The sequence below is a fragment of the Micromonospora hortensis genome (assembly GCF_022230935.1).
Lineage (GTDB): Bacteria > Actinomycetota > Actinomycetes > Mycobacteriales > Micromonosporaceae > Micromonospora > Micromonospora hortensis.
Map to the genome: position 1 here is coordinate 136,277 of NZ_JAKKFE010000070.1, position 12,494 is coordinate 148,770.

Annotated in this window: 9 protein-coding genes and 1 pseudogene; 7 read left to right on the top strand and 3 right to left on the bottom strand. The window is 71.8% G+C overall.

Going from position 1 to position 12,494, the window contains the following annotated elements:
• Nucleotides 1-11 precede the first annotated feature (11 nt).
• Both NIE111_RS29955 and NIE111_RS29960 read left to right on the top strand, forming a co-directional pair.
• On the top strand, nt 12-1,256 hold the full coding sequence (locus tag NIE111_RS29955) for a metallophosphoesterase (protein WP_238687596.1): 1,245 nt from the start codon (nt 12-14) through the stop codon (nt 1,254-1,256).
• Between the two features lie 61 nt (nt 1,257-1,317).
• On the top strand, nt 1,318-4,497 hold the full coding sequence (locus NIE111_RS29960) for a UvrD-helicase domain-containing protein (protein ID WP_238687597.1): 3,180 nt from the start codon (nt 1,318-1,320) through the stop codon (nt 4,495-4,497).
• 180 nt (nt 4,498-4,677) lie between these two features.
• On the opposite strand, the gene NIE111_RS29965 is transcribed toward NIE111_RS29960, so the two are convergent.
• Together NIE111_RS29965 and NIE111_RS29970 are read right to left on the bottom strand one after the other, a co-directional pair.
• The gene (locus NIE111_RS29965; protein ID WP_238687598.1) at nt 4,678-5,331 is read right to left on the bottom strand and encodes a prepilin peptidase; all 654 of its coding nucleotides are present in this window, start codon (nt 5,329-5,331) and stop codon (nt 4,678-4,680) included.
• Between the two features lie 10 nt (nt 5,332-5,341).
• Entirely contained in the window at nt 5,342-6,346 is a 1,005-nt protein-coding gene (locus NIE111_RS29970) for an EamA family transporter (RefSeq protein WP_238687599.1), read from the bottom strand.
• A 417-nt stretch (nt 6,347-6,763) separates the two neighbouring features.
• On the opposite strand from NIE111_RS29970, the pseudogene NIE111_RS29975 reads away from it, so the two are divergent.
• The 3 genes and pseudogenes from NIE111_RS29975 to NIE111_RS29985 all read left to right on the top strand — a co-directional run.
• Nucleotides 6,764-7,246, top strand: a pseudogene (locus NIE111_RS29975) (LppU/SCO3897 family protein); the annotation flags it as partial.
• A gap of 463 nt (nt 7,247-7,709) precedes the next feature.
• Nucleotides 7,710-8,159: an LppU/SCO3897 family protein gene (locus NIE111_RS32360; RefSeq protein WP_308193777.1), complete on the top strand. Its 450-nt coding sequence runs from the start codon at nt 7,710-7,712 to the stop codon at nt 8,157-8,159.
• A gap of 156 nt (nt 8,160-8,315) precedes the next feature.
• The gene (locus NIE111_RS29985; RefSeq protein ID WP_091396677.1) at nt 8,316-9,557 is read left to right on the top strand and encodes an ATP-binding protein; all 1,242 of its coding nucleotides are present in this window, start codon (nt 8,316-8,318) and stop codon (nt 9,555-9,557) included.
• A 23-nt stretch (nt 9,558-9,580) separates the two neighbouring features.
• Here the strand turns inward: NIE111_RS29985 and NIE111_RS29990 are convergent, their stop codons facing one another.
• Entirely contained in the window at nt 9,581-10,129 is a 549-nt protein-coding gene (locus NIE111_RS29990) for a GNAT family N-acetyltransferase (protein WP_091396674.1), read from the bottom strand.
• A 133-nt stretch (nt 10,130-10,262) separates the two neighbouring features.
• Here NIE111_RS29990 and NIE111_RS29995 point away from each other — a divergent pair, with 133 nt between their 5' ends.
• Nucleotides 10,263-10,808, top strand: coding sequence for a DoxX family protein (locus NIE111_RS29995; RefSeq protein WP_238687601.1), 546 nt, complete (start codon nt 10,263-10,265; stop codon nt 10,806-10,808).
• Between the two features lie 215 nt (nt 10,809-11,023).
• Complete coding sequence (locus NIE111_RS30000; protein ID WP_238687602.1) at nt 11,024-12,490, top strand: glycosyltransferase 87 family protein; 1,467 nt, start codon at nt 11,024-11,026, stop codon at nt 12,488-12,490.
• Nucleotides 12,491-12,494 lie beyond the last annotated feature (4 nt).

Below are 12,494 nucleotides of genomic sequence, written 5' to 3' on the forward strand. Positions count from 1 at the left end.
AGGCGCTCGCAATGATTGCGGTTCTGGGGTTCGTGGCTGTCCTGGCGCTGGTCACCGGTCTCATCCACCTCTACCTGTGGAAGCGGCTCGTTCGGGACACCACCACGCCGGGCCGTTGGCGACGGGTCGGCGGGATCGCCGCCCTGGTGCTGGCCCTGCTCGTGCCGGTCACCCTCGCCGGAACGCAGGCCGGGCTCTACTGGCTCGCCTGGCCGGGCTACCTGTGGCTTGCGCTGATGTTCTATTTGCTGGTCGTCCTGGTCGTGCTGGAAGTCCCGATGCTGGTCGCCCGGCTGGTGCTGCGTCGCCGGGTGGTCGCCGCGGAGCCCACCACCGCCGCGCCCGAGCCGGTGCTGGTCGGTGCCGCCGGCCCGACCGAGCCGCCGGCCGCCGGTGCCGTAGCGGCACCGGACCACGACCCCTCCCGTCGGTTGCTGCTGGCCCGTGGGGCGGCCATCTTCGCCGGCCTCACCGCCACCGGCGTCACCGGGTACGGCATCCGCACGGCGCTGGGCCCGCCCCACCTCGACCGGGTGCGGATCCCGCTGGCCAAACTCCCCCGCAGCATGGACGGCCTGCGCATCGCCACCGTCTCCGACATCCACCTCGGCCCGCTGCGCGGGCGGGCTCACACCGAGCGGATCGTCGCCGCGATCAACCGGCTCGACGCGGACATCGTCGCGGTCGTCGGTGACCTGGTCGACGGCTCCGTGGCCGAACTCGGCTCGGCCGCCGCGCCACTGCGTGACCTGCGCTCCCGCTACGGCAGCTTCTTCGTCACCGGCAACCACGAGTACTACTCCGGCGTGGAGGAGTGGGTTCAGGAGGTCGACCGGCTCGGTCTGCGGGTGCTGCAGAACCGGCGGCAGGAGATCCAGGCCCGGGGCGGTGTGCTCGACCTGGCTGGCGTGAACGACCTCACCGGGGCAGGCACCGGTCTCGCCGCCGGGCCGGACTTCGCCGCCGCCCTCGGTGACCGCGACCCGAGCCGTCCCGTGGTCCTGCTCGCGCACCAGCCGTTGGCTGCCAAGGAGGCGGCCCGCTACGGCGTCGACCTGCAACTGTCCGGGCACACCCACGGTGGGCAGATGGTGCCGTTCAACCTGGCCGTCAAGCTGGAGCAGCCGGTGGTCAGCGGGCTCGGCGAGGTCGACGGCACCAAGGTCTACGTGACAAATGGCGCCGGTTTCTGGGGGCCGCCGGTCCGGGTCGGCGCGGAGCCGCAGATCAGCCTGGTGGAGCTGCGCTCGGCATAGCGGAGGTCACGTACGCGCGTGGCGGCGGGTGGCCGGCGCGGCGGGCGTGACAGGATGCGGCGTGCCCCCGTTCAGCGCCGTACCCCCCGGTGGCCTACCGCCATTCGTCGCGGACCTGCACATCCACTCGAAGTACTCGCGCGCGTGCAGCCGTGACCTCACCCTGCCGAACCTCGCGTGGTGGGCCCGGCGTAAGGGCATCGGCTTGCTCGGCACCGGCGACTTCACCCACCCCGCCTGGTACGACCACCTGCGGGAGACGCTGCGCCCGGCCGAACCGGGGCTCTACCGGCTCGACCCGGAGGCGGAACGCGACATCGCCCGTCGGCTGCCACCCCGGCTCGCGCACACGACGGAGGCGGACCCGGTCCGTTTCATGCTGAGCGTGGAGATCTCCACCATCTACAAGCGGGACGACCGGACCCGCAAGGTGCACCACCTGGTCTACCTGCCGGATCTGGACGCGGTGGCCCGGTTCAACACCGCGCTGGGCCGGATCGGCAACCTCGGCTCCGACGGCCGACCGATCCTCGGACTGGACTCCCGCGACCTGCTGGAGATCACGCTGGAGGCCAGCCCGGACGGCTACCTGGTGCCGGCACACATCTGGACTCCCTGGTTCTCCGCGCTGGGCTCGAAGTCCGGCTTCGACGCGATAGCGGACTGCTACGCCGACCTGGCCGAGCACATCTTCGCCGTGGAGACCGGGCTCTCCTCCGACCCCGCCATGAACTGGCGGGTCGGCAGCCTGGACGGCTACCAACTGGTGTCCAACTCGGACGCGCACTCGCCACCGGCGCTCGGCCGGGAGGCGACAGTGCTGACCGCCGAACGGGACTACTTCGCCGTTCGGGAAGCGCTGCGTACCGGTGACGGCCTGGCCGGCACCATCGAGTTCTTCCCGGAGGAGGGCAAGTACCACGCGGACGGGCACCGGCTGTGTGGGGTCAACTGGTCTCCGGAGCGCACCCGGGCGGCCGGCGGGCGCTGCCCCGAGTGCGGCAAACCCCTCACCGTGGGTGTCCTCAGCCGGATCGAGGAGTTGGCCGACCGCCCGGACGGTCACCGGCCGGCGCACGCCCGGGACGTCACCCACCTGGTACCGCTGGCCGAGATCCTCGGCGAGATCAACAAGGTGGGTGCCCGGTCGAAGAAGGTCGAGGGGCGGCTCAACGAGCTGCTGGCCGCACTCGGCCCCGAGCTGGAGATCCTGACCACGACCCCGCTGACCGACATCGCGCAGGCCGGTGGTGAGCTGCTCGCCGAGGGCATCGGACGGCTTCGGCGCGGCGACGTCCGCCGGGTGCCCGGTTACGACGGCGAGTACGGCGTGATCACGCTCTTCGACAGGGCCGAGCTGGGCGCGCAGGAGACGCTGTTCGACGTACCGGTGCCGGCGCAGCGACGACCCGCGGAGCCGGCTCCCCGGGTCCCGGCCAAGCGCCCGGCGGCGGCCAAGGCGGAGCCGAAGCGGAAGCCGGTCCCGGCGCCCGCGCCGCCGATCGCGTCGCCGCCGTCTCCGCACGAGCCGTTCGAGCCGATGCTCTCCGGCATGGAGGAGGTCGGCACCGGCCTGCTGGACCGACTGGACGCCATGCAGCGGGTGGCGGCCTCCGCGCCAGGCGGTCCGTTGCTCATCGTGGCCGGTCCGGGCACCGGCAAGACCAGGACGCTCACCCACCGGATCGCGTACCTCTGCGCGGAGCTGAACGTCTTTCCCGAGCACTGCCTCGCGATCACGTTCACCCGTCGGGCAGCCGAGGAGCTGCGGCACCGCCTCGACGGCCTGCTCGGTCCGGTCGCCGAGGACGTCACGGTGGGCACGTTTCACGCCTTGGGGTTGACCATCCTGCGGGAGAACGCCGGCGCGGCGGGTCTGCCGGCCGACTTCCGGATCGCCGACGACGCCGAACGGGCGGCGGCACGCACCGAGGCCGGCGACGACAGCGCCGCGTACGTGTCGCTGCTGCGCAAGCAGGACCTGGTCGACCTGGACGAACTGGTGACCCTGCCGGTGGAGCTACTGCGGGCCGACCGGAAGCTTGCCGATCGGTACCGGGACCGCTGGCGGTGGATCTTCGTCGACGAGTACCAGGACGTCGACGAAGTGCAGTACGAGCTGCTGCGGCTGCTCAGCCCCGCCGACGGCAACCTCTGCGCTATCGGCGACCCGGACCAGGCCATCTACTCGTTCCGGGGTGCCGACGTCGGCTACTTCCTGCGCTTCTCCGAGGACTTCACCGACGCCCGACTGGTCCGGCTCAACCGCAACTACCGCTCGTCGGCCCCGATCCTGGCCGCCGCCGTGCAGGCCATCGCCCCGTCCTCGCTGGTCCGGGGCCGGCGACTGGACCCGGCCCGGCTCGACCCGGAGGCTCCGCTGGTCGGGCGCTACCCGGCGGCGTCCGTGGCGGAGGAGGCCGACTTCGTGGTGCGTACCGTCGACGATCTGGTCGGTGGCTTGTCGCACCGTTCGTTGGACTCGGGCCGCATCGACGGCCGGTCCACGTCGCTGTCGTTCTCCGACATCGCCGTGCTGTACCGCACCGACGCGCAGGCCGCCCCGATCGTGGACGCCCTGACCCGGGCGAACATCCCCGTGCAGAAGCGTTCCCACGATCGGCTGCGGGATCGGCCCGGGGTGGCCGCCATCGCCCGCGAGCTACGGCACGCCGACGGTCTGGCCGGCTCACTTGCCGCCCGGGTGCGGCTGGCCGGTCAGGTGGTGGCCGAGCGGTTCGCCGTGCCCACCCTGGACGGCGCCAGCAACGCGGTCCGTCCCGAGGACGTCCGCTCGGCCGTGGACCTGCTGACCCCGCTGGCCCGACGCTGCGGTGACGACCTGGAGGCCTTCCTGTCGCAGTTGGCCACCGGAGCTGAAGTGGACGCGCTCGACCCGCGCGCCGAGGCGGTCACGCTGCTCACCCTGCACGCCGCGAAGGGCCTGGAGTTCCCGGTGGTCTTCCTGGTCGGTGTCGAGGACGGGCTGTTGCCGTTGCGCTGGCCGGGCTCGACGCCGGACGAGGACGCCGTGGCCGAGGAGCGCCGACTCTTCTTCGTCGGCCTGACCCGGGCTCAGGACCGGCTGTACGTCAGTCACGCCGCCCGCCGCACCCGGCACGGCACCGAGCGCGACTGCACACCTTCGCCGTTCCTCAACACCATCGACCCCGGCCTCTTCGAACGCTTCGGCGAAGCCGAGCCTCGCCGCCCCAAGGACCGCCAGCTCCGCCTGATCTAACCCGGTCCCCACGCCCCACGCCCCGCGCCCCGCGCCCCTCCACCCCGTCGATCTTGCACTTTCGGTCGTCGTTGTGCGTGGAATGCACCTTATGTCGGCGCAGAAACTGCAAGATCGACGAAGCCGGGGGCGGGGGCCGGGGGGCGGGGCCGGGGGCGGGGCAGGGCGGGGCGGGGCGCTTTAGGTGAGGAGGGGGGCTAGCCAGGTGCCTACCAGCAGGGCCGGGCCGAGGGGTAGCAGGGTGTTCCGGTGCACCTTTCGGGCGGCGAGCAGGCCGAGCACCAGACCGCCGTGCAGCACGTGCGGCAGGAGCAGCCCGGTCAGGAGGACCTCCCACCCCAACCAGCCGAGCGGCAGGCCGAGGACGGCGGCGAGTTTCACGTCCCCGAAACCCAGTCGTGAGCCGGGCAGCAAGGCCAGCAGCACGTGCGCCGCGCCACCGATTGTCGCACCTCCCATCGCGCCGAGCAGCCGGCCGGGAGTGCCGGACAGCAGCGCCACTGTGGTCAGCCCTCCGAGGGCCAGCAACCCGGCGACGAGCACCAACGGGTCGGGCAGCCGCAGACAGGCCAGGTCGACCCGCGCGAGCACCAGACCGACCGCCGCGACCGCGAGGAAGACTGGCAGCGCCGGGTCGTCACCCACGGCGACGGCAAGGCCGACGAAGACGATGGTCGCCACCATCGGGTCGGCCCACGGCCGTCGGACCGGCTGCGGCAGTGGAAACGTCAGTGGCCGGGCGTCCGCTGTGGCGAAGCGCCGCGACACCACTGGTACGACGAGGCCGACGAGCGCGCCGAGCAGCGCGATCGACACCAGCACGGCGGCCGACATGGGCCGGACGTTACTGGCGGTCGCGCACCGGCGCGTCCCCCGATCGTGATCCTGTGCCCGCCCGACGCGGCCGTTCGGTGGTCACCACCAGGGCGACCCCGGCGACGATGACAGCGCCGCCGAGCAGCACCTGCGGGGTGATCGGCTCGGCCACCAGCAGCGCGCCGAGCGCCACCGCGACCGCCGGATTCACGTAGGCGTACGTCGACACCAGCGAGATCGGCGCGTTGTGCAGCAGCCAGACGTACGCGGTGAAGGCCACCAGCGAGCCGGCCACCATGAGGTAGCCCAGCGCCAACCAGGACCGGGTGCTCACCTCCGCCGGGTGGAAGTCGGCCAGTTCGCCCCGGCCGGCGGCGACGGCCACCAGCACCAGCGCGCCGGCCATCATCTCGTACACCGTGGCCACGAACGGGTCCGCGGGCATCCGGATCCGTCCGGACAGGAACGACCCGACCGACCAGGAGGTGGCTGCCGCCACCACTGTCAACGCCCCGAGCAGCGGCACCGCTGCCGAACTTCCGCCCGGCAGCACCAGCAGGATGAGGCCGACGAAGCCCAGTGTGACCCCGGCGAACGTCCAGATCGGCGGCCGGTCCCCGGTGGCCGAGCGCAACAGCACCACCAGCAGCGGCACCGTGGCCACCAGCAGCGCGGCGATCCCGGACGGCACCGCCACTCCCGGCGGCCCCGATTCGGCGAGCACCACCAGGCCGTTGCCGGCGGTGAGCAGGAGCACTCCGACCAACGCGGCCGAGCCGAGTTGCCGTCGGTCCACCCGCAGCGCGCCAGGGCCTCTACGCAGTCGCAGCACCACCGCCAGGACCAGGCCGGCCACGGCGAACCGGAGGGCGGCCGACAGCAGCGGAGGCATCGTCTCCACGGTGATCCGGATGGCCAGATAGGTCGACCCCCAGAGCACGTAGACCACGATCAACGCGGTCCAGATCACTGTCGGCGTGCTGCTGGCACGACGGTCGGCGAGGGCCGTGGTGCTCGGTGGAGGTGAGCTCATCAGTGGACCACGCTACGGTGACCCCGGAGCCCGCGTCGCGCTTTGGTGGCCGGCCTCTCACCACTCGTGCAGGAGGGCGGCATGACGAACTACGGACAACCGGGGGGCGGCCACCCAGGGCCGTGGCGTGGGCAGAGACCCGACGAGACGCCCGGTCGACCGGCGCAGCAGCCCTACCCGCCCGCGTCGGAGCCCTACCCGCCGGCGGTCCCGTCGTACCCGCCCGCACCGCAGGGACGTCCCGGGCCGTACGGCGGCCCACCCACCCCGCCCTACGGAGCGGCGCCCGGCGAGCCCTACGGGGCAACGCCCGGCGCTCCCTACGGTGGCGGGACCGACACGCCCTACGGCCACGAGCCCCGCACGCCCTACGGCGGCTCGTACCAGCCGACCCCGCCGTACGACGGGCAGCCGTACCGGCCCGACGACCCGTACGGCGAGGATCCGGCACCGAGCCGGCGCGGTCGGGGGCCGTTGATCGCGGTACTGGCCGTCGTCCTGCTGGTGGTGGCCGTCGCTGGCGCGTTCTGGTTGCGCCGTGGGCAGAGCGACCCGGCGCCGGCAGCCGCGCCGAGCAACTCGGCCGTTGCCGGTGAGCCCAGCGCGGACGTGGTCGAGCCCGTGCCGAGCGCGGCCGCGCCGGAGTCGTCGGCCGATCCCCGGTTCGCGAAGGTCGGCCAGTGCGTCCGCAACGACGGCACCGCCGGCGGCAAGCCGAAGCTGCTGATCAGCGGCTGTACCGCGAAGTCGTACGAGGTGCTGAGCCGGATCGACGGCCCGACCAGCGGCGAGCGGGACGCCGAGGCCAAGTGCGGCAAGGTCGAGGGTTACACCAACTGGTATTTCTTCGACAGTGAGCTGGACACTCTCGACTTCGTCCTCTGCCTCAAGCAACGCTGAGACCACCCACCCCGGGGATGACATGACGACCTACGGACCTGCGGGTTCCGATCAGCCGGACGATCCGTACCAGCGCCCGCCCAACGAGCCGGACAGCTCACCACCGGTCGACCCGACGGTGCCCCAGTTGAGCACCCCGCCGGCCGGGGACGACCCGACCCGGCAGCAGTGGGGTCCTCCCCCGACCGACGCGGAGCCACCGACGGCACCCATGTGGGCGCCGCCGCCCTCCAACCCGGAGCCGCCGACCACGCCGATGTGGGCACCGCCGCCCACCTCGGGCCCGGGTTACCCACCGCCCGGGCCGTTCCCGCCGGCCGGGCCGTATCCACCGGCGGGCCCGATGCCCGGTCAGCCAGCCGGGCCGTATCTACCGGCGGGCCCGATGCCCGGTCAGCCGGCCGGGCCGATGCCGGGCCAGCCATCCGCGCCGTGGGATCAGCAGCCTCCCGGCGGCTACGGGATGCCGCCCGTCGCGCCGGCGAAGAAGACCGGACGTAACGTCGCTCTCATCATCACTGTGGTGGTGCTGCTCGTGCTCTGTCCGTGCCTCGGCCTGGCCGGGTGGGCGGTGTGGAAGGTGGCCGACGCTGGCAGCGACGCGGCGCGTGCCCCATCGACGAGTGCCCCGGTCGTTCCACCCGCGCTGCCCAGCGACGCCCCGACGTCGGCCGCCCCTACTCCGGGTGAGGAGTTCGCCAGGGGTGACTGCGTGGTGAACGACGGCAGTGAGAACGACGCGGACCTCCGCAAGGTGCCCTGCGGCCCGAACACCTACCAGGTCCTGCTGCGAATTCCGGCGACCACCGACGGCGACCGGTGCGAGACGCTCGCGCCACAGGCCACCGCCAACTACGTGCACGACAACTCGGTCGACCTGTTCGACTACGTGCTCTGTCTGAAGAAGCGCTAGCCCGATCTGGCCGATCGCCGGTCCGATTGCCAAAACTAGGGCTGTCTAGCGTGGACGCTAGACAGCCCTAGTTTATGGTCGACGGTCTCGACACGCCGGTAGCCCCATCTATCCATGTCTAGCCTCGCAGCTAGATGGCCCGATAATCTGCGATGCGTGGATCCGGTCCGCAACCCGTACGCGCCGGGCGCCGGTCAGCGTCCGCCCGAACTTGCCGGGCGGGGGCGGGAACTGGACGTCTTCGACATCGTGCTCGAACGCATCGCCCGGGGTCGACCCGAACGCAGCCTGATGCTCACCGGGCTGCGCGGCGTCGGCAAGACGGTTCTCCTCAACACGCTCCGGTCGCAGGCGATCAACCGGCTCTGGGGCAGCGGCAAGATCGAGGCTCGACCCGACCAGTCGTTGCGCAGACCGGTAGCCGCCGCGCTGCACATGGCGGTCCGGGAGCTCGCCCCCCGCCACCGCGCACCGGACCGGATCGACGCGTTCCTCGGCGTCCTCAAGGCGTTCGCCCAGCGATCCAACCCGACCGGCCGGGCCGGTGCCGCCACCAAGCTGCGCGACCGGTGGCAGCCCGGCATCGACGTGCCGGCCGCCAGCGGCCGGGCCGACTCCGGCGACATCGAGATCGACCTGGTCGAGCTGTTCAGTGACGCCGCCGCCGTGGCCAGTGACGTCGGCACCGGCATCGCCATCTTCATCGACGAGATGCAGGATCTCGGCCCGGAGGACGTGTCGGCGCTCTGCGCCGCCTGCCACGAGCTGTCCCAGCTCGGCGCGCCGCTGATCGTCGTCGGCGCCGGCCTTCCGCACCTGCCGGCCGTGCTCAGCGCCGCCAAGTCGTACTCCGAACGGTTGTTCCGCTATCAACGCATCGACCGGCTCGACCGGATCGCCGCCGACCGAGCGCTCTGCGCGCCCGCCGAGCGCGAGGAGGTCGAGTACGAGCAGAAGGCACTCGACCTGCTCTACGAGAAGTCCGGCGGCTATCCCTACTTCGTCCAGGCGTACGGCAAGGCCACCTGGGACCACGCCCCACGCTCGCCGATCACCGCCGCCGATGTGCGGGTCGCCGCACCGGAGGCGGAGGCGGAGCTGGCGGTCGGGTTCTTCGGTTCCCGCTTCGAACGGGCCACTCCCGCCGAACGCGAGTACATGCGGGCGATGGCCATGATGTCCGCGGTCGAGGGTGAGCCCGGCGCTGTGGTCCGCGACGACATGGACGCCGCGGTGCCCACCGCGGAGATCGCCCGTGCCCTCGGCCGCAAGCCGGCCAGTCTGTCCCCGGCCCGGGACGCGCTGATCAAGAAGGGGCTGATCTACTCCGGTGAGCGGGGCACTGTCGCCTTCACCGTCCCGCACTTCGGCCGGTACCTGCGGACGCAGCCGGCCTGACCCCGGCAATCGCGTGGACTCGGTCAGACCTTCGACCAGGGCGCCGGAAAGAGCACCTCACCGCGCGGCGGGGGGCCCTCCTCGCTCGTGGACGGCGGCAGCACCAGCGCCTGCCAGGGTTCACCGAGGCCGGCCCACGGGCCGGTCAGGCCCAGTTCACTCGCCGGGCCGAACCCGAACCGGCGGTAGAAGACCGGAGCGCCGAGGACGACGACGAGCCGCTCGCCCAACTCGGTGGAGGCGTCCAGGGCGGCCTGCACCACCGCCGTGCCGTGCCCGACACGCTGTCGGTGCGGCGCGACCGCCACCGGGCCGAGGGCCAGGACCGGCACGTCCGAGCCTCGCTCCGGCCGCAGCCGTACCCGGGTGAGCAGCGCGTAGCCGACCACCTCACCGCCGTACTCGGCGACCATGGCCAACTCCGGCAACCAGGCGGTGGTGTCGCGTAGCTCGTCGACCAGGCTGACCTCCGGCGGCGTCGCCACGTCCGGGCGGGCGAAGGCGGCGGCCAGTACGCGGCGGACCGGGCCGGCGTCGGCCGGGTCCTCGGGGCGTAGCCGCAGCGTGGTCACCCGCGCGACGTTACCCGTCGGCGCCCGTCCATCTGTGACTGTCGCTCGATTCGGCGTGGCGTACGTGTACGAACACCAATCCGATCCTGCGGTTGACGGGGTAGCAAACGTCGCGACGGGGTATGACTGATCCATGACGCCCGTACGCTCCCTCGCCCGCGCCATGCTGAGCGGCATCTTCGTGGTCAGCGGGTATCGCAACTTACGCGACCCCGGCCGGCTCACGGTGGCCGCCAAACCGGTGACCGACAAGGTCGCACCGGTGCTGAAGAAGGCACACCCGAGCTTCCCCACCGACACCGAGACGTTGATCCGGCTCAACGCGGCCGTGCAGGTCAGCGCCGGTCTGATGCTGGCCACCGGCCGGCTCAGTCGACCCGCGGCGCTGGTTCTGGCCGGCACACTGGTGCCGGTGACCATCGCCGGGCATCCCTTCTGGAACAACGACGACCCGATCGCCAAGAACAACAACCAGATTCACGTCCTGAAGAACCTCGGGCTCCTCGGCGGTCTGCTGCTCGCCGCGGCGGACACCGAAGGCAAGCCGGGTCTGCGGTGGCGGACGGGCCATCGCATCGGCCACTCTCGACGTTCCATGCAACGCGCCGTCCGGACCGCCCGCCGCGAGGCCCGAATCGCCGTCCGCTCCGCGGCCACCGCACGTCGACTCCCCGGCTGACCTGCGTCGATCCGTCTGCGTCCCACCCCCACCCCTCGCTAAGGCCACGAATCACCTGAACCACCCGGTAGGCGTTAACGCGGTGGAAATGTAAAAAACATGTGTGGGATCGGACACGGTCGCATAACGCGGGAGGCACTGACGTGAGGCGCCGTTCTAGGCTCCGTGCAGGACCTGGACGGGTAGGACGACCTTGGTACGGGGGTGGCCACGCCATGCCGACGGATGTCGGTAGACGGGCGGACCGCCTCGCCCCAATCCAACGTGTGTCACGCGGGATCGACCGTGTGACGCGCGGGATCGATCGCAGGAACGTCGTACGGGGCGCCATCGTGGCCGCCGTCGCCTATGCCGCATGGCTTGCCATCGGCACCTTCGGGCGGCCGTACAACTTCTTCGACATGAAGATCTACCACGGTGCCGTGGTGTGGTGGGCGAGCGGTCACGAGCTCTACGAGTTCATCGCGCCCGAAACCACACTCGGGTTCACCTACCCGCCCTTCGCCGGGCTGGTCATGCTGCCGATGGCGCAGCTGCCGATCGGCGCGGCCGGCCTGGTCAACGCCGCCGCCAGCATCGCCGCCTTGGCGTTGGTGCTGGCCGGGCTGCTCCGACCCATCGTGGATCGACTGGGGTGGCCACTGTGGTTCACGGTCGCCCTGGCGGTGCCGCTCGCGGTCGCCATCGAGCCAGCTCGGGAGACCCTCGGCTACGGCCAGGTCAACATCCTGCTGTTCGCCCTGATCATGGCTGACCTGATCGGCCTTCGCTGGCGGTCCCGCCGGGGCACCCACTACGCCGCCACCGACGGGCCGCTGCTGCGCTTCATCTACGGCGGAGCCTGGGCCGGGGCCGGTATCGGCCTCGCCACAGCGGTCAAGCTCACCCCGGCACTGTTCATCGCCTACCTGCTGATCACCCGTCAGTGGCGGGTGGCGGCCACCGCCATCGGCACCACGATCGGCGTGACGGTGGGGACCTTCGCGATCGTCGGTGACGAGTCGCGGACCTACTTCGGCAGCGTGCTGTGGCAGACCGAACGGGTCGGCGCGGCGGACATGACGCCCAACCAGTCCCTCGCCGGCCTGCTCGCCCGGCTGTACGACTCGATCGAGACCCCCGGGCTGCTGTGGCTCGCCTTCTCGGTGCTGGTCCTGGCGCTGGGCCTGTCCCGGGCTGCCAGTTCCCGCGCCGACGGTGACGAGCTGACCGCCTTCACGTTGGTCGGTCTCACCGCGAACGTGATCAGCCCGATCTCCTGGACGCACCACCTGGTCTGGGTGATCCCGGCGATCATCGTGCTGGCCGACGCCGCCGTGCGTCGCCGCGAGGCGAGCCGGGGGATGCCGCAGCGCACCGGCCAGGGGCCGGCCTTCGGCGGTCTACCCGGGGTCAACGGGCTCCGCCCGCCGATCTGGTACCCGGCGCTGACCGGGCTCCGCCACGGCTTCGCCGCGATCGGGCTCTACCTGCTCTTCCTGATCTCTCCGATCTGGCCGTACGAACACCAACTGCCGGAGATGTCGCACTACCAGGACGGCCTGTTCGGGGCACTGATGGAGAACTCACTCGCGCTCGCGCTGATCATCCTGGTCGCCGCGCTGCCCTGGCGCCCAGGCGCGGAGCCGGCGTTCTACGGCGACCGGCTCGCCCGAGCCGTGGTGGTCAACGGCCGCCGCTGAGCGG

Excerpts from the sequence above, each read along its gene's own strand:
- NIE111_RS30000 (WP_238687602.1), top strand. The coding sequence starts at position 11,024 with ATGCCGACGGATGTCGGTAGACGGGCGGACCGCCTCGCCCCAATCCAA.
- NIE111_RS29965 (WP_238687598.1), bottom strand. The coding sequence starts at position 5,331 with ATGTCGGCCGCCGTGCTGGTGTCGATCGCGCTGCTCGGCGCGCTCGTC.
- NIE111_RS29970 (WP_238687599.1), bottom strand. The coding sequence starts at position 6,346 with ATGAGCTCACCTCCACCGAGCACCACGGCCCTCGCCGACCGTCGTGCC.
- NIE111_RS32360 (WP_308193777.1), top strand. The coding sequence starts at position 7,710 with ATGCCGCCCGTCGCGCCGGCGAAGAAGACCGGACGTAACGTCGCTCTC.
- NIE111_RS29955 (WP_238687596.1), top strand. The coding sequence starts at position 12 with ATGATTGCGGTTCTGGGGTTCGTGGCTGTCCTGGCGCTGGTCACCGGT.
- NIE111_RS29995 (WP_238687601.1), top strand. The coding sequence starts at position 10,263 with ATGACGCCCGTACGCTCCCTCGCCCGCGCCATGCTGAGCGGCATCTTC.